The 21,402-nt window shown below is 67.2% G+C and carries 23 protein-coding genes and 1 other RNA gene; 16 read left to right on the top strand and 8 right to left on the bottom strand.

The genetic code is table 11. The annotated features are described in order from the left end of the window. Positions 1–7 precede the first annotated feature (7 nt). Together FHW78_RS13595 and fdhD are read right to left on the bottom strand one after the other, a co-directional pair. Positions 8–943 (bottom strand): Dyp-type peroxidase, encoded by a 936-nt coding sequence (locus FHW78_RS13595; RefSeq protein ID WP_183641621.1) that lies wholly within the window; start codon positions 941–943, stop codon positions 8–10. A 31-nt stretch (positions 944–974) separates the two neighbouring features. Continuing rightward, entirely contained in the window at positions 975–1,814 is an 840-nt protein-coding gene (fdhD, locus tag FHW78_RS13590) for a formate dehydrogenase accessory sulfurtransferase FdhD (RefSeq protein ID WP_183641619.1), read from the bottom strand. 177 nt (positions 1,815–1,991) lie between these two features. Between fdhD and FHW78_RS13585 the strand changes: the two genes are divergently transcribed. The 4 genes from FHW78_RS13585 (at position 1,992) to FHW78_RS13570 (ending at position 6,060) form a co-directional block, all read left to right on the top strand. Continuing rightward, a complete protein-coding gene (locus FHW78_RS13585) occupies positions 1,992–4,298 on the top strand; it encodes an FdhF/YdeP family oxidoreductase (RefSeq protein WP_183641616.1) in 2,307 nt (768 codons plus the stop codon). After that, a complete protein-coding gene (locus tag FHW78_RS20185; RefSeq protein WP_183641614.1) occupies positions 4,295–5,209 on the top strand; it encodes a DnaJ C-terminal domain-containing protein in 915 nt (304 codons plus the stop codon). The genes FHW78_RS13585 and FHW78_RS20185 overlap by 4 nt, the downstream gene beginning before the upstream one ends. Beyond that, a complete protein-coding gene (locus FHW78_RS13575; RefSeq protein WP_218533989.1) occupies positions 5,206–5,481 on the top strand; it encodes a chaperone modulator CbpM in 276 nt (91 codons plus the stop codon). Before FHW78_RS20185 ends, FHW78_RS13575 begins: the two co-directional genes overlap by 4 nt. Positions 5,482–5,721: 240 nt before the next feature. Beyond that, complete coding sequence (locus FHW78_RS13570; protein ID WP_183641613.1) at positions 5,722–6,060, top strand: hypothetical protein; 339 nt, start codon at positions 5,722–5,724, stop codon at positions 6,058–6,060. Positions 6,061–6,094: 34 nt separating this feature from the next. Here the strand turns inward: FHW78_RS13570 and FHW78_RS13565 are convergent, their stop codons facing one another. Then, entirely contained in the window at positions 6,095–6,481 is a 387-nt protein-coding gene (locus FHW78_RS13565; protein ID WP_183641611.1) for a hypothetical protein, read from the bottom strand. A gap of 255 nt (positions 6,482–6,736) precedes the next feature. Here FHW78_RS13565 and FHW78_RS13560 point away from each other — a divergent pair, with 255 nt between their 5' ends. The 3 genes from FHW78_RS13560 to FHW78_RS13550 all read left to right on the top strand — a co-directional run bounded on the left by FHW78_RS13560 (position 6,737) and on the right by FHW78_RS13550 (position 8,780). Continuing rightward, entirely contained in the window at positions 6,737–7,384 is a 648-nt protein-coding gene (locus FHW78_RS13560) for a DUF2306 domain-containing protein (protein ID WP_255443299.1), read from the top strand. A gap of 40 nt (positions 7,385–7,424) precedes the next feature. After that, positions 7,425–8,222 (top strand): nucleotidyltransferase domain-containing protein, encoded by a 798-nt coding sequence (locus FHW78_RS13555; RefSeq protein ID WP_183641609.1) that lies wholly within the window; start codon positions 7,425–7,427, stop codon positions 8,220–8,222. 141 nt (positions 8,223–8,363) lie between these two features. After that, positions 8,364–8,780 (top strand): low affinity iron permease family protein, encoded by a 417-nt coding sequence (locus FHW78_RS13550; protein ID WP_183641607.1) that lies wholly within the window; start codon positions 8,364–8,366, stop codon positions 8,778–8,780. Positions 8,781–8,834: 54 nt separating this feature from the next. Here the strand turns inward: FHW78_RS13550 and ssrA are convergent. Continuing rightward, positions 8,835–9,188: a transfer-messenger RNA gene (ssrA, locus tag FHW78_RS13545) on the bottom strand. Positions 9,189–9,446: 258 nt separating this feature from the next. Next, on the bottom strand, positions 9,447–9,935 hold the full coding sequence (gene smpB, locus FHW78_RS13540) for an SsrA-binding protein SmpB (protein ID WP_141453002.1): 489 nt from the start codon (positions 9,933–9,935) through the stop codon (positions 9,447–9,449). A 40-nt stretch (positions 9,936–9,975) separates the two neighbouring features. Here smpB and FHW78_RS13535 point away from each other — a divergent pair, with 40 nt between their 5' ends. Beyond that, positions 9,976–10,404 carry a type II toxin-antitoxin system RatA family toxin gene (locus FHW78_RS13535; protein ID WP_141453001.1) on the top strand — a complete coding sequence of 143 codons (429 nt, stop codon included), beginning with the start codon at positions 9,976–9,978 and terminating at the stop codon, positions 10,402–10,404. A 1-nt stretch (position 10,405) separates the two neighbouring features. Beyond that, complete coding sequence (locus tag FHW78_RS13530) at positions 10,406–10,660, top strand: RnfH family protein (RefSeq protein WP_183641605.1); 255 nt, start codon at positions 10,406–10,408, stop codon at positions 10,658–10,660. Positions 10,661–10,672: 12 nt separating this feature from the next. Here FHW78_RS13530 and bamE read toward each other — a convergent pair whose 3' ends face one another. After that, positions 10,673–11,071: an outer membrane protein assembly factor BamE gene (gene bamE, locus FHW78_RS13525; protein ID WP_141452999.1), complete on the bottom strand. Its 399-nt coding sequence runs from the start codon at positions 11,069–11,071 to the stop codon at positions 10,673–10,675. A gap of 105 nt (positions 11,072–11,176) precedes the next feature. Here bamE and fur point away from each other — a divergent pair, with 105 nt between their 5' ends. Continuing rightward, positions 11,177–11,581: a ferric iron uptake transcriptional regulator gene (gene fur, locus FHW78_RS13520; protein WP_181444074.1), complete on the top strand. Its 405-nt coding sequence runs from the start codon at positions 11,177–11,179 to the stop codon at positions 11,579–11,581. 118 nt (positions 11,582–11,699) lie between these two features. Here fur and recN read toward each other — a convergent pair whose 3' ends face one another. After that, on the bottom strand, positions 11,700–13,370 hold the full coding sequence (gene recN / locus FHW78_RS13515; RefSeq protein WP_183641603.1) for a DNA repair protein RecN: 1,671 nt from the start codon (positions 13,368–13,370) through the stop codon (positions 11,700–11,702). An 82-nt stretch (positions 13,371–13,452) separates the two neighbouring features. Beyond that, complete coding sequence (locus tag FHW78_RS13510; RefSeq protein WP_183641601.1) at positions 13,453–13,911, bottom strand: DUF2269 family protein; 459 nt, start codon at positions 13,909–13,911, stop codon at positions 13,453–13,455. A 121-nt stretch (positions 13,912–14,032) separates the two neighbouring features. Here FHW78_RS13510 and hrcA point away from each other — a divergent pair, with 121 nt between their 5' ends. From hrcA to FHW78_RS13480, 6 genes are all read left to right on the top strand, one after another. Further along, entirely contained in the window at positions 14,033–15,085 is a 1,053-nt protein-coding gene (gene hrcA / locus FHW78_RS13505) for a heat-inducible transcriptional repressor HrcA (RefSeq protein WP_183641599.1), read from the top strand. A gap of 42 nt (positions 15,086–15,127) precedes the next feature. Then, positions 15,128–15,646 carry a nucleotide exchange factor GrpE gene (grpE, locus tag FHW78_RS13500; protein WP_183641597.1) on the top strand — a complete coding sequence of 173 codons (519 nt, stop codon included), beginning with the start codon at positions 15,128–15,130 and terminating at the stop codon, positions 15,644–15,646. A 108-nt stretch (positions 15,647–15,754) separates the two neighbouring features. Continuing rightward, positions 15,755–17,677 carry a molecular chaperone DnaK gene (gene dnaK, locus FHW78_RS13495; RefSeq protein WP_141452993.1) on the top strand — a complete coding sequence of 641 codons (1,923 nt, stop codon included), beginning with the start codon at positions 15,755–15,757 and terminating at the stop codon, positions 17,675–17,677. Between the two features lie 129 nt (positions 17,678–17,806). Beyond that, complete coding sequence (dnaJ, locus tag FHW78_RS13490) at positions 17,807–18,922, top strand: molecular chaperone DnaJ (protein WP_183641595.1); 1,116 nt, start codon at positions 17,807–17,809, stop codon at positions 18,920–18,922. Positions 18,923–18,975: 53 nt separating this feature from the next. Continuing rightward, positions 18,976–20,091 (top strand): prephenate dehydrogenase, encoded by a 1,116-nt coding sequence (locus FHW78_RS13485; protein WP_183641593.1) that lies wholly within the window; start codon positions 18,976–18,978, stop codon positions 20,089–20,091. Positions 20,092–20,158: 67 nt separating this feature from the next. After that, the gene (locus tag FHW78_RS13480) at positions 20,159–21,352 is read left to right on the top strand and encodes a PLP-dependent aminotransferase family protein (protein ID WP_183641590.1); all 1,194 of its coding nucleotides are present in this window, start codon (positions 20,159–20,161) and stop codon (positions 21,350–21,352) included. Positions 21,353–21,402: the final 50 nt, after the last annotated feature.

The raw sequence follows: 21,402 nt of genomic DNA, 5'->3' as shown, positions 1-21,402 counted from the left end.
CCCGCGCTCAATCCGCTCCCGCCGCCTTCTCCAGGAATTCCGCCGAAGGCACGAAGAACAGCGCGCCGGTCACCGCGGTGCTGAAATCCAGCAGGCGATCGTAGTTGCCGGGCGGGTTGCCGATGAACATGTTCTCCAGCATCTTCTCGATGCGCGAGGGAGAGCAGGCGTAGCCGATGAAGTAGGTGCCAAATTCGCCCTTGGCGGCGTCGCCGAAGGACATGTTGTCGCGCAGGATTTCCAGTTCGCGGCCATCCTCGACCAGCGAGGTCAGCGCGTTGTGGGCGTAGCTGGGCTTGGTCGCGTCGTCCAGTTCGATGTTCGACTGCTTGCTGCGGCCGACGATTTTTTCCTGCTCGGCTTCGGGCACCGCGTTCCAGCCGCGCAGGTCATGCAGGTACTTCTGCACGATGACATAGCTGCCGCCGGCGAAGACGGGATCCTCGGCGCCGACCAGGGTGGCATCCAGCGCTGCCTGGCCGACCGGATTCTCGGTGCCATCGACGAAGCCGATCAGATCCCGGTTGTCGAAATAGGTGAAGCCGTGGACCTCGTCCGCGCCGGTCACCGCGTCGCCCAGCCGCCGCATGATGTGGGTGGCCAGTTCGAAGCACAGATCCTGGCGGGCGGCGCGGATGTGGAACAGCAGGTCGCCGGGCGTGGCGACGGCGTGGTGCCGGCCGTTGATCTCGCGGAACGGATGCAGTTCGCGCGGACGCGGCGCGCCGAACAGTCCGTCCCAGGCGTCCGAGCCGATTCCCAGCACGCACGACAGCGCCGCGTCGGGCACGCGCGAGCCGATGGCGCGTACCAGCCCGCCCAGATCGGCGCACAGGGCGCGGCAGGCCTGCGCCGGCGCGTCTCCGCGCGCCAGGGTGACGACCAGGAAAATCGCGGCGCGGGTCAGCGGCGCGGTGACGGGCTGGGCCAGGATGGGTTGCACGACATCTCCTGCGGAAAGAGGAGGAACAGGCTCACGGCGAGGCCACGAGGCGTTCGGGAAAGGTATAGAGATTGCAGCCGTCGCCGCGCGCGAAACCGATCAGGCAGACGTTGGCCCCGCGTGCCAGTTCGATCGCCAGCGCCGTGGGCGCGGACACGGCGGCGATGAAGCCGATGCCGGCGCGGGCGGCCTTGGTCACCATCTCGTAGCTGGCGCGGCTGGAGATCACCAACATGCCGGTCGCCGGATCATCGCCGGCGCGCGTCATCGCGCCGATCAGCTTGTCCAGTGCATTGTGCCGGCCGACATCCTCGCGCACCCGCAGGATGTCGCCCCCGGCGTCGGTCCAGGCGGCGGCGTGGGTGGAGCCGGTGGCGGCGTTCATGGGCTGGTGCGCGTCGAGCGCCGCCAGTGCCCGCCGCAACGCCTCGACGGTGAAGCTGGGCGTGTGCGTGATCGGGGCGGCGGGACGCACCACATCCTCCAACTGGCGCGTTCCGCACAGGCCGCAGCCGCCACGGCCGGGCAGCCAGCGTGAATCGCCTTCGTCTAGGGTCGCGGCGGGCGCGCCGTCGGCGACGGTCATTGCCAGCTCGATGCCTTCCAGCTGCCAGTGCGTGCGGACGCCCAGCAGTTGTCCGGGCGCGGTAATCAGGCCCTCGCTCAGCGAGAACCCCAGCGCGAAATCGTCCAGATCGCAGGGCGACGCCATCATCACCGCGAACGGCCGGCCGTTGTAGCGCATGGCCACCGGCATTTCCTCGGCAAGCCGATCCAGCACCGCCTCGGTGGCATCGCCCTGGCGACGCAGGACATGCCGATCCACCCACCCGGAGGTGGCGGAAGGCGGGGCGTCACCGCGTTCGGGCATGGCGTTTCATTTCCGCTGGCTGGCAATTTCCATTTCGTTCGCCGGCCACCGGATGGAACAACCGGCCGCGGACGAACCGTCGCAGCGTAGCTCATCCGTTTCATCGCGGCGAGGTGGAGCGGGACGGCGTAAAGTGCTTAACTGGCCGCGACGGTTCGCATATGGAGGTATCGGGTCATGAGCGCGCAGAAACCTCCCCGCTACAAGCCCTACCACCAGCCGGCGGGCGGCTGGGGCGCGGCCGCCGCGACCGCCAAGGTGCTGCTGGAACAGAGCGTGGTCAGCAAGGGCTCGCGCGCGCTGCTGGCGATGAACCAGCCCGGCGGCTTCAAGTGCCCGAGTTGCGCGTTTCCGGACGCCGACTGCACCAAGAAGCTGGAGTTCTGCGAGAACGGCGTGAAGGCGCTGGCCTTCGAGGCGACCCAGGCGCGGGTGACCCGCGAGTTCTTCGCCCGGCACAGCGTGTCCGAATTGATGGAACAGTCGGACTACTGGCTGGAGATGCAGGGCCGGCTGACCGAGCCCATGCGCTACGACGCCGCCACGGATCACTACGTACCCTGCGACTGGGACACCGCCTTCGAGATCATCGGGCGCCATCTGCGGGGGCTGAAGAGCCCGCACGAAGCCGAGTTCTACACGTCAGGGCGCACGCCGAACGAGGCGGCGTTCCTGTACGCGATCTTCGTCCGCCAGTTTGGCACCAACAATTTTCCCGACTGTTCCAACATGTGCCACGAGCCGACCAGCCGCGGCTTGCCGCCGGCCATTGGGGTGGGCAAGGGCACGGTGGTGCTGGAGGATTTCGAGCACGCCGAGGCGATCTTCGTGATCGGCCAGAACACCGGCACCAACTCGCCGCGGATGATGACCCACCTGGTCGAGGCGCGGAAACGCGGCATTCCCATCGTCGCGGTCAACCCGATGCCCGAGCGCGCCCTGATCCGGTTCACCGAACCGCAGGACGTGGTGCAGATGGCGACGTTCGGATCGACGGAGATCTCCAGCGAGTTCGTGCATGTCCGCATCGGCGGCGACCTGGCGCTGCTCAAGGGCATGATGAAGGTGCTGTTCGAACGCGAGGCGGCGGGCGAGCCGGTGCTGGATCACGAGTTCCTGCGCGAGCACACGACGGGCCTGGAAGCGGTCCGCGAGGAAATCCTGTCCCTGGACTGGGCGGACATCGTGCGGGTGTCCGGCGTGGCGGAGGAACAGATTCGCCGTTGCGCGGAAATCTACATCCGCTCCGACGCCACCATCATCTGCTACGGCATGGGACTCACCCAGCACCAGCAAGGCTCGCGGCTGGTCCAGCAGGTCGCCAACCTGCTGTTCCTGCGCGGCAATTTCGGCCGGCCCGGCGCGGGGATTTCGCCGATTCGCGGCCACTCCAACGTGCAGGGCGATCGCACCGTCGGCATCGACGAGAAGCCATCGGCGGCGTATCTGGACCGGGTGGGCGAGGTGTTCGGTTTCGAACCGCCGCGCGCGCACGGTCACCACACCGTCGAGTCCATCGCCGCGATGATGGACGGTACCGCCAAGGTGTTCATCGGCCTGGGCGGCAACTTCGTGCGTGCCGTGCCCGACACCGAACAGGCGTATGCGGCCATGCGCAAGCTCGACCTCACCGTGGGCATCACCACCAAGTTGAACCGCGGTCATCTGGTGCACGGCAGGGAGGCGCTGATCCTGCCGGTGATCGCACGCTCGGAACGCATCCAGACCGCCGCCGGCGAGCAGTTCGTCACCATCGAGGACTCGATGTCCAACGTCACCGCCTCGCGCGGGGTGCTGGAACCGGCCAGTCCGCAACTGTTGCCGGAGGTGGAGATCGTCTGCCGGATGGCGATGGCGACGCTGCCGGACAGCCGGATTCCCTGGGCCGACTACGCGGTGGATTACGATCTCGTCCGCGCGCGCATCGCCGATGTCTATCCGGCATTGTATGCCGGCTTCGTCGAGCGCATCCGCGCCCCGAAGGGCTTCCATCTGGATGTCGCGCCACGCCGGCGGGTCTGGCTCACGCCCAATGGCAAGGCCAACTTCCTGCCGCTGCCGGGGCTGGAAGTGAATGATCAGGTCGCGGATCCGTCGATGCTGCGATTGGCCACCGTGCGTTCGCACGATCAGTTCAACACCACCATCTACAGCTACAACGATCGCTACCGCGGCGTGTACAACGATCGCATGGTCCTGTTCATGAACGAGGAGGATCGCCGCGAGCGCGGGCTGCGGCCGGAACAGCAGGTCGCGCTGGAAACCTTCAGCACCGATGGCCGGCAGCGCCGCGTCGAGGGGCTTACGGTGCTCGACTATCCGATGCCGCGCGGCTCGGTGGCCGGCTACTACCCGGAACTGAATCCGTTGCTGCCGCTGGATTATCACGATCGCATCAGCGGCACGCCGGCGGCCAAGTCGATACCGGTGCGCGTGATCGCGATGGATGCGCCGGCGGCGGCGCAAGCGGAGGCTGGCGCGTGAGCAATCCCTACGAGATCCTGGGCGTCCCGGCGAGCGCTTCGGCCGACGAGATCAAGAAGGCCTACCGGCGATTGGCGCGCAAGCTGCACCCGGACCTCAATCCCGGCGACAAGGCGGCCGAGGACCGCTTCAAGGACGTCGCCGTCGCCTACCGCCTGCTCGGGGACGCGGAGCAGCGCAAGCGCTACGACGCCGGCGAGATCGACGAAACCGGCGCCGAACGGCCGCAGCATCGCTACTATCGCGACTATGCCGGCGCCGATCACGGCCATGCCTACGGCAACGACACCGACCATGCCGCCTACGCGGATTTCGCCGAAGGCGATGACCCGTTCGCCGAACTGCTCCGGCGCAGCGCGCAGGCGCGCGCGCACCGGCGCGGACAGGACATGCACTACCGCCTGCCGATCAGCCTGGCCGACGCCATCAACGGCACCCGGACCCGGCTGACGCTGCCCACCGGCGATACCCTGGACGTCACCGTGCCGGCCGGGATCGTACCGGGGCAGACTTTGCGGCTGCGCGGCAAGGGCGCGCCCGGCGGCGAGCAGGGCCAGCCGGGCGACGCGCTGATCGAACTGGACGTGATGCCGGATCCCCGTTTCAGCCAGGACGGCGAGGATCTTGGCCTGGAAGTGCCCATCTCGTTGCGCGAAGCGGTGCTGGGCGGGCCGATTCGCGTGCCCACTCCCACCGGACACGTGGACCTGAACGTGCCGCCGGGCTCCGACGGCAGCAGCCGGCTGCGGGTGAAGGGCCACGGCATGCCGCGCCGGGGCGGCGGGCGAGGCGACGAGTACGTCCGCCTGCGCATCGTGCTGCCCAAGGGCGGCGATCCCGAACTGAAGGACTTCGTCTCCGGATGGCACGCAGGGCAGGGCCATCATCCCCGCGAGGAACCGCAGGCATGAACATCGATCTGGAAGAATTCCTGAGCCAATCCGGCATCCGCCGCGAAACGCTGACCGTGTGGATCGAGAAGGCCTGGATCACGCCCGCGCGGACCGCCAGCCGCGTCGAACTGACCGAAATCGACGTCGCCCGCGCCTATCTGGTACGCGACCTTTCCGACGATCTGGGCGTGAACGAGGAAGGCATCGACGTTGCCCTGCATCTCATCGACCAGATCCACGGGCTGCGCCGCCTCCTCGCGCGACTGCGCGGGGAGATCAAGGGCGAGTAGGGAAGGTCCGTACATCTGCGCGAATGGACTTACTGCGGACATGGGGACACGGCGCGTCGCGGCTCCGCCTCCGCATGCTGATCAGCACTCCGTCCAATCCCGCATGCCCGCTTTGCCTCCCCCTTCGAAGAAGGGGGACCGAGGGGGATTGGCTCTTCGCGGCAGGGCCCAATACCGATGAACCGCATGCCCGATCCCCATGGCCCGGTGTGAACCCACCCCACGAACCACAGGAACATCATGTCCACTCGCGAAGAACTCCTGGCACACCTCTGGGCCGAGGTAATCAACATCCAGCTCAGGCCGGATGGTTTGGCCCAGGTGATCGCCCATGCCAAACAGCGACCGGATGATCCGCTGGCCGACAGCGGACCGGCCCTCGAGCGGCTGCTTGCTCTCGGAGCCGATCCCCGGGACATCTGCCTGCTGATGCGGAACACGGCCTACGAGGCGGTGTTCTCGACGCTCTACGCCATCGGCGACCCCGGCGTCGACGGCAACGACGTCTTCATGCTGCATGAAGACTTGCTGTCGGCCGATCCCAGTGGAATGGAAGGGCGGCCTGGCTCCGCATCCTGATGCGGGTGCGCGCGGGGTTAGGCTTGTCCGCCGGCTACTTGCCGCCACGCATGACGAGACGCATCTGCGGCCAGACATGCCGCAGCTTCAGGGGCACGATGAACGATGCCAGCAACCCCGCGATCAGGCATGCGGTGATCGGACCGTATTCGGACAGGAAATGGACCGCGATGGCCGTCCGTTCGTGATTGCCGGCGGCCCACTGAGGGACAACAAAGACATCCGCCAGGCCAAGTGGGAGGAAGGCCACGCCTGCAAGCATGAAAAATCCGAACGACAACAGCAGGCAAACCAGGATGAAGGAACGGCGGGCACTCATCGGCATGTCGGAGCGCCAGGCAACGAGCCAGGCGAACCAAGCCGCCACCGCCAGCATGGCAATGGCCCCCATGCCGACGATAAACAATGAAATAGCGTCCAAGCAGGCCCCCTCCTCTGGCAGAACAGGAGATCCAGGCAAGCACCTTGCTCATTTCGGGCTCCCCTGGCACACCTCATCCTACGTCGGCACGATGGCATCAACAATGGACAACTGCTTCGGCCTGCCACCTGAACACGCCGCTGTCTGGTTCGGAGGCATTGCGCTAGGCTGACCATGGCTCCCGTCGGCGGCACCCGCATGTCTTCAGAAACCCAGGTCCGGACTCCATACCCGCACAGCTACCTTCTGAAAATCATGTCGCTCGCCGTGGCGTGGTTGATGGTCTCACTCGCGGCCTTCGAGTTCCTCTCCATCGCCTACCAGAAGTACACCCAACTGAATGCCGGCAGCTACGGCATGTTCTGGACCCGGCGCGAGTGGCTGTGGACGCATATCGGTGGTGGCGCGCTGACGGTCCTGCTGGGCGCACTGCAGTTCCTGCCGCAACTTCGCCGCACCTGGCCGCGGGTGCATCGCTGGATCGGCCGGACCTTCCTGCTGGGCATGCTGGTCGCCTGCGTGGGCGCGGTGGGACTGATCCTGACCAGCCCTGCGCCGGCCGCGATACGCACCGCATTCGGCGCCACCGCGCTGGCCTGGCTGGTCACCGCCTTCCTGGGCTATCGCGCCATCCGCCGTGGACAGGTGGACGTGCACCGGCGATGGATGATCGGCTGCTACCTGGTGACGCTGGCGCCGATCACCTTCCGGGCGCTGGTCCGGATTCCCGGCATGATGGAACTCGCTTCGCCGATGGTGATGATCCCGACGCTGCTGTGGTTGAGCTGGGCCGCGCCGTTGCTGGTGTACGGAGCGGGCGTGTCCTTGATGCGCGGGATGCAGGCGCCGCGCGGATTTCCCGGACGCACGCTCCGCAGCAACCCGGAAGTCGAATCCGCATGATTGCAATCCGGCTTTGGCCCGTGTCCTTCGAGCGCCGGACATGAGCGGAATGCTTCCCCCACAGCACCAGGCGTTTGTCGAAAGGGTACGGGCCGGGGTTTCCCGTGATCCGCGGCTGAAGGCCCTGCTTGCGGGCGGTTCCTATGTCCACGGCGGCTTCGACCGCTATTCGGATCTGGATTTCGTGGTGGTCGTGGAGTCTGGCGGGTCTTCCGAGGTCATGGCCACGCGCAGGCAGTTCGCGGAAAGCCTGGGCGACCTGCTGTCAGCTTTCAGTGGAGAGCATGTCGGCGAACCGAGGTTGCTCATCTGTCTTTACGGTCCTCCCTTGCTCCATGTGGATCTCAAATTCATCGTTGCGGAAGATCTGGGCCGGCTCGTAGAACGACCCGCGGTGCTGTTCGCCCGCGACGCCGCCGATATCGAAGCCAGACTCGACGCGGCGGTCATCCATTGGCCCGAGCGCTCCCCGGAATGGTTCGAGCAGCGGGCCTGGATCTGGCTGCATTACGGCGCGGCCAAGCTGGGGCGCGGCGAACTGTTCGAGGCCATGGGGATGCTCGCCTTTTTCCGCGATCAGGTATTGGGGCCGATGCTTCATCGCAGGGCCGGGCGCGCGCAGCGGGGCATACGGCGAATGGAAATATCGGATAGCGCGGCCAGCGAGCTGTTGGTACGTACGGCGGCTACCCATGACGCCGATTCGATCCGCGATGCCCTGTCCGCCGCAGCGGGAATTTACCTTGATCTTCGCGACGACGAGCCACCGCGCGAGACCGTGGTCCACATGCCCGGGGCACTGCTGGAATTTCTCGAAAGTACAGTCGTTCGGACTTGAGCGGAACGGCCGGGAAGCGTTTCGAATGGTCCGGCCGCTCTCGCACCGGGGAACAACGGCAAGAGGCACGGTCTTCCTTCACCGGTTGCATATGCGGGTGCCTTCACAGTCCCGCGCAGCATCGGCAACCGGAAAACGGCCATGAACAATTCGACTTCCACCTTCACCCGCCTGGCCAAGCAGGCCTCCACCTTCACCGGTCGCCCCGCATGTTTCGGACTGGCGCTGGCAGTGGTCATCGCCTGGGCGGTCAGTGGCCCCTTGTTCGGATTCAGCGATACCTGGCAACTGGTGATCAACACCGGCACCACCATCATCACCTTCCTGATGGTGTTCCTGATCCAGAACACCCAGAACCGCGACACCCAGGCGATGCAGATCAAGCTGGATGAACTCATCCACGTGACCTCGCGCGCGAACAACGAGCTACTGGATCTGGAAGAACTGGAAGAATCCGAACTGGAACGCCTGCGCGCGCACTACGAAGCGATGGCGCAGAAGGCGAAGGACGCGCGCCAGCGCCGGCGGGAACACGGCCGGACGCAGGCCGATCATTAGCCCGCTTCTGGACGGAAAAGAAAAAGCCCGCCGAAGCGGGCCTTTTCCTGTGAATGGTGGAGGTGGGCGGAATTGAACCGCCGTCCGAAGGCACTCCATCCCCGGTACTACATGCTTATCCCGCCGTTAAGTCTCGTCCTGTGGCAGCACGGTGGGCAAAGCGCACCCCAGGACCAGCCTGTTAGAGGTTGACCGGGAGCTGACAGGCAGCGGCCCCCGGCGATTCCGTGATAATGACCCTACGCTGCGAGCACGGACACAAGCAGTTTCGGGGCTTACGCCTTAAGCGGCGAGAGCGTAGTTGTCGTCGTTGGCAACTAGAGTTTTGCCGCTGGATTAACGAGGAAAGCTGCCCCCTCGGCATGCACCAGGCAACTTCGCAACCCCCGTCGAAGCCAGTGCACCCCCGGGAGCCAGAATGTTTCCTGACCGCGACAGTGTAGGGGCGGGGTGGGGTGGTTACAAGCTCGTGACGGCGCGGCGGTCAACGGGCGGTTAGCGGGGTGAGGGGCGTCGTGCCGCCTCCGTAGGAGCGACGTGAGTCGCGACCGGGATTCCGGGCCGACATGTCCTGACCGGGGCACGATCCGTTCATGAGGTTCTTGGCTGGAGGGGCTGTTCGCACGGTCGCGACTGACGTCGCTCCCACAAGAATCACCACTCGAATCAGGCGTCGCGGTTGTGCTGGCGCATCACGCGCGATTTTTCGCGGGCCCAGTCGCGTTCCTTGCTGGCGGCGCGCTTGTCGTGGGTCTGCTTGCCCTTGGCCAGGGCGATTTCGGCCTTGACCTTGTTGCCCTTCCAGTAGAGCGAAGTGGGCACCAGGGTGTAGCCGTCGCGCTCGACCTTGCCGATCAAGCGGTCGATTTCGCGCCGGTGCAGCAGCATCTTGCGGGTGCGGCGGTCGTCGGCGACCACGTGGGTGGAGGCCTGGATCAGCGGGGTGATCTGCGAACCGAACAGGAAGATCTCGCCATGGCGGATGGTCGCGTAGGCCTCGGTGATGTTGGCCCGGCCGGCGCGGATGGCCTTGAGCTCCCAGCCCTGCAACGCCAGCCCCGCCTCGAGGCGTTCCTCCAGGTGGTACTCGTGGCGGGCGCGCTTGTTCAACGCGATCGTGCCAGTTGCTTTATTCTTGTCCGGTTTCTTGCCCATCCGTTTATTGTCGCCGAAGGCGGAACCACAAGCGAGTCAAATGCAAACCATCCGCCGCAGCGCCCTGGTCGAACACGCCGCCAGCCGCATGTTCGACCTGGTCAACGATATCCCCGCCTATCCCCGCCGCTTCGACTGGTGCCGCGGCGCCGAAATCATCGAGACCGGCGAGCAGCGGCTGGTGGCCCGGCTGGACCTGGGGCTGGGTTCGCTGAGCACCTGGTTCACCACCGAGAACACCCTGGACCGTCCGCACCGCATCGACATGAAGCTGGTCGACGGGCCGTTCCGCAAGCTGCACGGGCAGTGGGAATTCCACGCGCTGGACGAAAGCGCCTGCAAGGTCAGCCTGACCCTGGAATTCGAACCCTCCAGCCGCCTGCTGCTGCCGGCGCTGACCCTGGGTTTCCAGGGACTGGCCGACCGCATGGTGGACGACTTCGTGCGCGTGGCCGACCGCGGCGAGTGAGATGAAGGTCGAGGTCATCCGCGCCTGGCCGCACCGTTTCGACACGGTAACGGTGGAATTGCCGGATGGCGCGCAACTGGCCGACGCGGTGCGGCTGGCCGGATTCGCCGGCGACCCGGACATCACCGGCTATGCCATCCACGGCGTGGTGGCGCGGGCCGAGACAGCCCTGCGCGAGGGGGATCGGGTGGAACTGCTGAGGCCCCTGACGGTGGACCCCAAGGAAGCGCGGCGACGCCGCGCCCGCAAGGACTAGCGCCGGACCGGCTCAGCGGCCGCCGCGGCCGCCCTTCTTCTTGTCCTTGGCCAGGTTGGGACCGAACTTGCGCACGTCCGAAGCCAGCTGCAGGTCGTTTTCGGGGAAGTATTCGCCTTCCCAGCTGGCCAGCGTGTCGCCCTGGAAGTGCAGGGTCAGCGTCTTGACCTCGGTGGTGCCGCGGCGGTTGGTGCGCTCGCTGGCCGCGTAGTCCCAGCGCTGGGAGTGGAAGGGATCGGCGATGGACGGGCTGCCGATCAGCGCCTGCACCTGCTGCTTGCTCTGGCCCACCTGCAATTGATCCACCGCGGCCTTGTCCAGCAGGTTGCCCTGGTAGATCGGCTGCTTGTAGAGGATGCCGCAGCCGGCAGTCAGGGAGGCGAGGGCGGCGACCAGCAGGAGTTTGCGCATGGGACGGCTACAGGTGGAAAACATGCCGATGATACACTTCCGGCGACCGCCGCAACCCAGCTTCAGGCAGCCGGCGCTAAACCGGTTATGAACGGAGACGCCGATATGGAATCCCAAGAACTTCGCAAGGTTGGCCTCAAGGTCACCCACCCGCGGATGCGCATCCTGGAACTGCTGGAGCAGAAAACCTCGCAGCATCACCTGAGCGCCGAAGACATCTATCGCCAGTTGCTGGAACACGGCGACGAGATTGGCCTGGCCACGGTGTACCGCGTGCTGACCCAGTTCGAGGCCGCCGGCCTGGTGCTGAAGCACAACTTCGAGGGCGGCCAGGCCGTCTACGAACTGGACCGCGGTGGCCACCACGACCACATGGTGGACGTGGACACCGGCAAGATCATCGAATTCGAAAGCCCGGAAATCGAGAAGCTGCAGCGCGAAATCGCCGCCAAGCACGGTTACCTGCTGGAAGAACACTCGCTGGTCCTGTACGTGCGCAAGAAGCGCTGAACCCCGCAACGCCTGAAGCCGCAGTGGGAGCGGCCTCCCGGCGGCGAGCCCTTTCCGCCCTTCCACGGGTGTCCCGACCGAAACCGGGACGCCCGAAAAGGGCGTGCGAACGGATTCCTCAGCCCGCGACGTCGGCCAGCAACCGCTTGGCCGCGGCGTGGGCTTCCTTGCTGACCTCGACGCCGCCTAGCATGCGCGCCAGCTCTTCCTCGCGCTGGCGGGCGGTCAGTACTTCGACCGCGCTCTGGGTCATGCCGTCGACCGGGGCCTTGCTGACCCGGTAGTGGGCGTGGCCCTGCGCGGCGACCTGCGGCAGGTGGGTCACGCACAGCACCTGCCGCTGGGCGCCGAGCGCGCGCAGTTTCTTGCCGACGATGTCGGCGACCGCGCCGCCGATACCGGAGTCCACTTCGTCGAACACCATGGTCGGCACCGCGTCCACGCCCAGCGCTGCGACCTCGATCGCCAGCGAGATGCGCGAGAGTTCGCCGCCGGAAGCGACCTTGCGCAGCGGGCGGGGCGGTTGGCCGGCATTGGCGGCGACCAGGAACTCGACCCGCTCGGCACCGGCCGGGTCGGGACGGTCGCCTTCGTTGGGTTCCAACGCGATTTCGAAGCGGCCGCCGCCCATGCCGAGTTCGGCAATCAGCGCGGTGGTGGTCTTGCCGAGTTCGCGGGCGGCGCGCTGGCGGCTGCGGGTGAGCCGGGCGGCGGCCGATTTCCAGCTTTCGCGGGCGGCCTCGATGTCCTTGTTGAGGCTGAGCAGGCGTTCGCCGGCGCCGCGCAGGCTGTCCAGTTCGGTGGCGATGGCGTCGCGCACGCGCGCCAGATCGTCCGGTGTGGTGCGGTGCTTGCGGGCCAGATCGTGGATGCGGCCGAGTCGGCGCTCCAGTTCCTCGAACTGTTCCGGATCCGCGTCGAGATCGTCGCGGACCTGGCCGAGCAGGCCGAGCGCCTCGTCAATCTGGATGTGCGCGCTTTCCAGCATGCCGTCGATTTCGGCCAGGCGCGGCTCGTGCTGCACCAGTCGCGCCAGTTCGCCGCGGGTCTGCTGCAATTGCCGGGACAGGGAAGGCGATTCGTCGTCGCCCAGCCGCGCCAGCGCCGCCTCGCAGGCCTGGATGAGGCCGGCGGCGTGGGCCTGGCGGCGATGTCCGGCCAGCAGGTTCTCGATGCTGGCTGGGGCCAGGTCCTCGTGCGCCAGTTCGCCGAGTTGGTGCTCCAGGTAGTTGATGCGGTCGGACACGTCGCCCTGGCGGGACAGATGCTCGCGTTCCCGCAGCAGTTCGGACCAGCGGTCGGCGGCGGCCGCCACCGCCTGCCGTTCGGTCGCGTTGCGGGCATGGCCGTCCAGCAGGTCGCGCTGGCTGGCCTTGTCCATCAACGCCTGGTGTTCGTGCTGCCCATGGATTTCCACCAGCCGCCCGGCCAGGTCGGACAACTGTCCGAGGGTCACGCTGCGGCCGTTGATCCAGGCGCGCGAACCGCCGTCGGCGCGGATCACCCGGCGCAACTGGCAGGCCAGTTCGTCGTCCAGTTCCTGTTCGCGCAGCCATGCCAGTGCCGGCGCATTGGCCTCGATGGCGAATTCGGCCGACAGTTCGGCGCGTTCGGCGCCGTGGCGGACCACGCCGCTGTCGGCGCGCAGGCCGGACAGGAAACCCAGGGCATCCACCAGCAGCGACTTGCCGGCGCCGGTTTCTCCGGAAATGACGGTCATGCCGGGGCCGAATTCCAGTTCGGTGGCGCGGACGACGGCGAAATCCTTGATCGCGAGGTGTCTGAGCATGTTCGTATTGTAAGGGCCAGCCATGACACGCATGGCACGCGGCGCCAGCATCGGGGCGCGCCGTCGCAGGAGCCGCGACGGACTACGCGGGCAGCTTCAGTACCATCGCCGCCAGCGCCAGCCAGGCCGGCAGCAGGCTGGCGAGGCCGATGCGGTTCCAGCGGCGCAGCAGCGGTTGGCAATCCTCCCAGCGGGTATCGGCGCGCGCGGCCAGCACCTGCAGGCGGTGCTGCAGCGGCGCCAGCGCGGCGAACACCAGTCCGGACAGCACGAACAGGCCGATGCCCAGACCGAGCCAGCCAGTGCGCAGCAGTGGCCAACCGCCCAACCAGGCGGCCAGGCCGCCGCTGGCGATGATCACCAGCACCGCCGGCACCGTGAATACCCGATCGCTGCGGATGACCCCGGCCATCGCCTCGGCCAGGTGCGGCGGGGAACGGTGACGGGCGGCGTGGCGCACCCAGAACACGCCGGTGGTGACGTTGCCCAGGAACAGCACCACGGCGACGATGTGCAGCAACTTGAACAGCAGATAGGCCATGGCGGCGGGATCGGTCCGTGCGGGAAGGCCATTGACGCGCACCGGCCGGCCGTCGCCAAGGGGCCGGAAGTCACTTCAATGCTTGCGGTCGCCGGGCGATGCGGCTATCTATTCGCCGATGATGTCCGCATCCGCCGACGCTCCGCTGGATCCCCGTGCCCGCCAATTGCTGCGGGCGCTGATCTCCCGTTACATCCGCGACGGCGAGCCGGTCGGTTCGCAGACCCTGGCGCGTTCGGCCGGGCTGGACGTGAGCCCGGCCACCATCCGCAACATCCTGGCGGAGCTGGAGGAAGTGGGCCTGCTGAGCTCGCCGCATACCTCCGCCGGACGGATTCCCACCGCCCAGGGCTACCGCGTGTTCGTGGACAGCCTGGTCCAGGTGAAGTCGCTGGGCGAGGGCGAGATCACCCGCCTGCGCGCCGAACTACCCGCCGGGGCAGGCACCCAGGCGCTGCTGGGCAATGCCTCGGAACTGCTGTCGGCGATGACCCATTTCGTCGGGGTGGTGAGCGCGCCCCGGCGCGAGCAGTTCGCCTTCCGCTACATCGACTTCGTGCCGCTGGACGGGCGCCGGGTGATGGCGATCCTGGTGTTCGCCGACAACGACGTGCAGAACCGGGTCATCGAGCCACGCCGGGTCTACGACCGTTCGGAGCTGGAGCGGATCGCCAACTACCTGAACACCCATTTCGCCGGCCGTCCGCTGGCCGACATCCGCGCGACCCTGTTGCGCGAGCTGCGCGACGCCCGCAGCGAGATGGAAGGGCTGCTGGCGCAGGCGGTGGATCTGGCCGAGCAGGCGCTGGCGCCGCCCGGCGACGACGTGGTGCTGGCCGGCCAGACCCGGCTGATGAGCGTGCAGGACCTGTCGGACCTGGAACGCCTGCGCGACCTGTTCGAGACCTTCGCCCGCAAGCGCGAGATCCTGCAGTTGCTGGAGCGCACCCTGCGCGCGCCGGGGGTGCGGATCTTCATCGGTGAGGACACCGGCCTGGCCCGCCACGACAGCGTTTCGGTGGTCACCGCCCCGTACATGGCCGGTGGGCAGGTGCTGGGGGTGCTGGGGGTGATCGGCCCGACCCGGATGGCCTACGACCGGGTGATCCCGGTGGTCCAGGCGGCGGCCGATGCGCTGGGGGCAGCCTTGAATCCCGACAGCCCGTCCCAATAAGTGGCCTGTCATGCGGCAGGAACCGCCGCGACGGGACCCGAGATGAGCCAAAACGAACACGATTCCGAACTGGGCCAGACGCCCGAACCCCAAGAAGCCGACAACCCCCTGATCGCCGAGTTGGAAACCCTCCGCAACGAAGTGGACCAACTGCGGGCCGCCTCGCTGCTGGAGCGGGCCGACCTAGAGAACCAGCGCAAGCGGGTGGCGCGCGACATCGAGATGGCGCGCAAGTTCGCCAACGAACGCCTGTTGGGCGACCTGCTGCCGGTCTTCGACAGCCTGGACGCCGGGCTGGCCGCGGCCGGCGGCGAGGCCAATCCGCTGCGCGAGGGGCTGGAGCTGACCTACCGGCAGTTGTTGAAGGTCGCCGGCGACAACGGCCTGACCGTGCTCGACCCGGTCGGCGCGCCGTTCAATCCCGAACACCACCAGGCCATCAGCCAGGCCGACGCTCCCGGCGCCGCACCCGGCAGCGTGGTGCAGGTGTTCCAGAAGGGCTACCTGCTCAACGACCGCCTGCTGCGCCCCGCGCTGGTGGTGGTGGCCAGGCAGGACTGAATGCCCGGGCCGCCGGCGCTTGAACCGCGCCGGCCGGACCCCACATCCAGACCATCCCCGGCGCAGCGCCGGACCAAGACAGACACTTTTTAGGGAGCGAACCCGACAATGGGCAAGATCATCGGCATCGACCTGGGCACGACCAATTCGTGCGTGGCGATCATGGAAGGCGGCAAGGCACGCGTCATCGAGAATTCCGAAGGCGACCGCACCACCCCCTCCATCGTCGCCTACACCAAGGACGGCGAAGTCCTGGTGGGCGCCTCGGCCAAGCGCCAGGCCGTCACCAACCCCAAGAACACCTTCTTCGCGGTGAAGCGCCTGATCGGCCGCAAGTTCACCGACGCCGAAGTGCAGAAGGACATCGGCCTGGTGCCGTACTCCATCGTCCAGCACGACAACGGCGACGCCTGGGTGGCGACCGCCGACGGCAAGAAGCTGTCCGCGCAGGAAATCTCCGCGCGCATCCTGGAGAAGATGAAGAAGACCGCCGAAGCCTTCCTGGGCGAGACGGTCACCGAGGCGGTCATCACCGTGCCGGCCTACTTCAACGACAGCCAGCGCCAGGCGACCAAGGACGCCGGCAAGATCGCCGGCCTGGACGTCAAGCGCATCATCAACGAGCCGACCGCGGCGGCGCTGGCCTATGGCCTGGACAAGGCCGACGGCACCGATCGCAAGATCGCCGTGTACGATCTGGGCGGCGGCACCTTCGACGTGTCGATCATCGAGATTGCCAACGTCGACGGCGAGAAGCAGTTCGAGGTGCTGGCCACCAACGGCGACACCTTCCTGGGCGGCGAAGACTTCGACAAGCGCGTCATCGACTACCTGGTGGAAGAGTTCCAGAAGGACCAGGGCATCGACCTGCGCAAGGATCCGCTGGCCCTGCAGCGCCTGAAGGACGCCGCAGAGCGCGCCAAGATCGAGCTGTCCAGCTCGCAGCAGACCGAAGTCAACCTGCCGTACATCACCGCCGACGCGTCCGGTCCCAAGCACCTGAACATCAAGCTGACCCGCGCCAAGCTGGAAGCGCTGGTGGAAGACCTGATCAAGAAGAGCATCGAGCCGTGCCGCATCGCGCTGAACGACGCTGGCCTGCGCGCCAGCGAGATCAGCGAGGTGATCCTGGTCGGCGGCCAGACCCGCATGCCGAAGGTGCAGCAGGCGGTGGCCGAGTTCTTCGGCAAGGAACCGCGCAAGGACGTCAATCCCGACGAGGCCGTGGCGCTGGGCGCCGCGATCCAGGGCGGCGTGCTGGCCGGCGACGTCAAGGACGTGCTGCTGCTGGACGTGACCCCGCTGAGCCTGGGCATCGAGACCCTGGGCGGCGTGTTCACCAAGATCATCGAAAAGAACACCACCATCCCGACCAAGGCCTCGCAGACCTTCTCCACGGCCGAGGACAACCAGTCCGCGGTGACCGTGCACGTGCTGCAGGGCGAGCGCGAACAGGCCCGCTTCAACAAGTCGCTGGCCCGCTTCGATCTGGCCGGCATCGATCCCTCGCCGCGCGGCCTGCCGCAGATCGAGGTGTCGTTCGACATCGACGCCAACGGCATCCTGCATGTCTCGGCCAAGGACAAGAAGACCAACAAGGAACAGAAGGTCGAGATCAAGGCCGGTTCGGGCCTGTCCGAGGAAGAGATCCAGCGCATGGTCGCCGATGCCGAAGCGCATCGCGACGAGGACAAGAAGTTCCACGAACTGGTGCAGGCACGCAACCACGCCGACGGCCTGCTGCACGCCACCCGCACCGCCATCACCGAGCATGGCAGCAAGGTGCCGGGCGACGTGATCGGCCGGGTCGAGGGCGCCATCGCCGAGCTGGAAACGGCGATGAAGAGCGATGACAAGGCGCAGATCGAGGCCAAGTCCAAGGCGCTGGAGGAGGCCGGCCAGTCGCTGTACGCGGCCGCCGCTTCCGGCCAGCAGCCCGGCGCCGACGCCGGCGCCGCCCCGGGCGCGCAGCCCGCCGGCGACGACGTGGTCGACGCCGAGTTCACCGAAGTCAAGGACGACAAGAAGTAAGTCCGGGAATCGGGAATGGGGATTCGGGATTCGGAAACGGCGTTTCCGGTTTCCGGATCCCCTTCCGGTATCTGAAGTTGCGATGCTGTCCGCCATCCCCAATCCCGAATCTCCAATCCCTGCTTGCCGATGAAACGCGATTACTACGAAGTCCTGGGCGTGGCCCGCACCGCCAGCGATGACGAGCTGAAGAAGGCTTATCGCCGCTGCGCGATGAAGTTCCATCCGGATCGCAATCCCGGCGACAAGGCCGCCGAGGCGTCGTTCAAGGAGTGCAAGGAGGCCTACGAGGTGTTGTCGGACGGCGCCAAGCGCCGCGCCTACGATGCCCACGGCCATGCGGCCTTCGAGCACGGCATGGGCGGTGGTGGCGCCGGCGGGCCGGACATGGGCGACATCTTCGGCGACATCTTCGGCAACATCTTTGGCGGCGGTGGCGCGCGCGCCGCCCGTCGCGGCGCCGACATCGGCTACGTGATGGAGCTGGATCTCGAGGAGGCCGTGGCCGGCATCGAGAAGCGCATCGAGATTCCCACCCTGGTGGCCTGCGAACCCTGCCATGGCTCGGGCTCGGAGGACGGCCAGGTCGAAACCTGCGCCACCTGCGGCGGCCGTGGCAACGTGCGCATGCAGCGCGGCATCTTCGCCATGCAGCAGACCTGTCCGGCCTGCGGCGGCCGTGGCCAGACCATCAAGAATCCCTGCAAGACCTGCCATGGCGCCGGTCGCGTGGAGGAAGAGAAGGTCCTGTCGGTCAAGATTCCGGCCGGCGTGGACAACGGCGATCGCATCCGCCTGACCGGCGAGGGCGAGGCGGGACCGCCGGGCACCCCGCCGGGCGATCTGTACGTGGAAGTGCGCGTGCGCGAGCACGAGATCTTCCAGCGCGATGGCGACGATCTGCATTGCGAGGTGCCGATCCGGATTTCGCAGGCGGCGCTGGGCGATACCGTGCGCGTGCCCACGCTCAACGGCGAGGCGGAGATCCGCATTCCCGCCGAAACCCAGACCGGCAAGCTGTTCCGCCTGCGCGGCAAGGGCGTCAAGTCGGTGCGCAGCCGCAGCGAAGGCGATCTGTATTGCCGCGTGGTGGTGGAAACCCCGGTCAACCTGACCAGCGAACAGCGCGAGTTGCTGGAAAAGTTCGAGGCGACCTTCGTCGGCGACGAGGCGCGCAAGCACTCGCCGAAGTCGGCGACCTTCCTGGATGGCGTGAAAGGTTTCTGGGATCGCATGACGTCCTGATCCACGCCGACGCTCTGACCTAGAATGAGGGCTCCCCCAAGGAGCCCTTTTTCGTGTCCCCACCCCTGATCGGCATCGTCGGCAGCGCCGGCGCCTACGGGCGCTGGCTGCGCCGCTTCTTCGAGACCCGGATGGGGCTGGCGGTGATCGGACACGACCCGGCGGATCCCGCTTCGCTGCCGGAAGCCGAACTGGCGCAGCGCGCCGATGTGCTGATTTTCTCCGCGCCGATCCGGCATACCGCCGCGATCATCGGGCGCTACGTGGAGCTGGCCGCCGGCACGGAAGCCGGCAAGCTGTGGCTGGACGTCACTTCGATCAAGGCCGCGCCCATCGCCGCGATGCTGCATTCGCGCGCCGAGGTGGTCGGCCTGCATCCGATGACCGCGCCGCCCAAGGCGCCGACCCTGAAGGGCCGGGTGACGGTGGTCTGCGAGGCGCGGCTGGAGGGCTGGCGTCCCTGGCTGGACGCGCTGCTGCGCGCGCTGGAAGGCGAGTACGTCCACGCCGAACCCGAGCAGCATGATCGGATCATGGCGCTGGTGCAGGCGATGGTGCATGCCAGCCACCTGGCCCAGGCCGGCGTGCTGCGCGGACAGGCCCCGGCGGTTGGCGCGCTGGCCGAACTGCTGCCGTTCCGTTCGGCCTCCTTCGAGATGGACGCGGCGATCCTGTCGCGCATCCTGTCGCTGAATCCGGCGATCTACGAGGACATCCAGTTCGGCAATCCGCACGCGCATGAAATCCTCACCGCGCTGCACGCGCAGATTGGCCGGATGGCGGCGCTGGTGGGCGAGGGGAGCGACGCCGCGCGCGCGGCATTCCGCGAGGAATTCCTGGACGGCAACCGGGAAGCGCTGGGCGCGCGGGCGCTGGCCGACGGCAACTACAGCTACGAGCGCTTGGGCTACCTGCTGGCCGACCTGGCCGGCGCGCAGTCGATGAGCGTGCATCTGCCGGAGGATCGTCCCGGTTCGCTGCGGGCGCTGCTGCACGTGTTCGAACGGCACGGCGTGAGCCTGTCGTCGATCCACTCCTCGCGCACCCCGGAGGGCGAGGTGCATTTCCGTATCGGCTTCGATGCGGACGTGGACGCGGACGGCCTGCGCCGCGCGGCGGCGGAAATCGACGCCAGCGGCATCGGCCGGGTGCTGGCCGCCGGCCGCTGACGCGGTACGGCGGCGTATTGGCGCAGTGCGAAACGGCACGCGCCGATATCCCCGTTACACTGCGCCGATGAACAGCCATTTCACCCTGTCCCGCCGTGCGCAGGCGCTGACCAGTTCGGCGATCCGCGAAATCCTCAAGGTCACCGAACGTCCGGAAGTCATTTCCTTCGCGGGCGGATTGCCGTCGCCGGCCACGTTTCCGATCGCGCGCATGCAGGAGGCCACCGACAAGGTGTTTGCCGAGGCGCCGCAGGCCGCGTTGCAGTACGGACCGACCGAAGGCTTCACTCCGCTGCGCGAATGGGTGGCCGCGCGCCACAGCCGCGATGGCGTGACCGTCCGCCCCGGCCAGGTGCTGATCATCACCGGTTCGCAGCAGGGCCTGGATCTGCTGGGCAAGGTGCTGATCGACGAGGGCAGCAAGGTGCTGGTGGAAACGCCCAGTTATCTCGGCGCGCTGCAGGCGTTCTCGCTGTTCCAGCCGGCGTTCTCGTCGATGCGCAGCGACGACGAGGGCATCGTGGTGGATGCGCTGGACGAGGCGCAACTGCGCGGCGGCCGCTTCATGTACTGCCTGCCGAATTTCCAGAACCCGACCGGCCGGCGCCTGCCGCTGGAACGCCGGCGCGCGCTGATCGCGCGAGCCCGCGCCGCCGGTGTGCTGGTGGTCGAGGATGACCCGTACGGCGAGCTGAGTTACCGGGGCGAACAGTTGCCCAGCCTGCTGTCGATGGATCCGGACAACGTGGTCTACATGGGGTCGTTCTCCAAGGTGCTGGCGCCGGGCCTGCGGCTGGGCTATCTGATCGCGCCCGAACCGCTGCACGCCAAGCTGGTGCAGGCCAAGCAGGCGGCGGATCTGCATACCCCGTCGTTCTCGCAGCGGATCGTGTTCGAGGCGGTGCAGGGCGGGTTCCTGGATCGCCACATTCCCGAGATCCGCAAGCTCTACGGCGATCAGTGCGAACTGATGCTGTCCGCGTTGCAGCGCCATTTCCCCGCCGAGGCGAAATGGAACCGCCCGGCCGGCGGCATGTTCATCTGGGTCACGCTGCCGGAAGGCGTAGACGCCGGCGCGCTGCTGGCCCGGGCGATCGAACAGAATGTCGCATTCGTGCCGGGCGCGCCGTTCTTCGCGGTCGATCCGCAACCGAACACCCTGCGGCTGTCGTTCGTGACCGTGTCGGCCGAAAAGATCGAGCAGGGCATGGCGCGGCTGGGCACCCTGGTGCGCGAGGAAATCGCTGCCGCGGTGGCGTGAGGCATCCCTGTAGGGCGCCCTGTGGGAGCGACGTGAGTCGCGATACCCAG

Origin of the sequence: Pseudoxanthomonas sp. OG2 (assembly GCF_014192765.1) — a bacterium.
In the GTDB taxonomy this organism is placed as follows: Bacteria; Pseudomonadota; Gammaproteobacteria; order Xanthomonadales; family Xanthomonadaceae; genus Pseudoxanthomonas_A; species Pseudoxanthomonas_A beigongshangi.
This window is presented reverse-complemented; position numbering and strand designations above follow the sequence as displayed.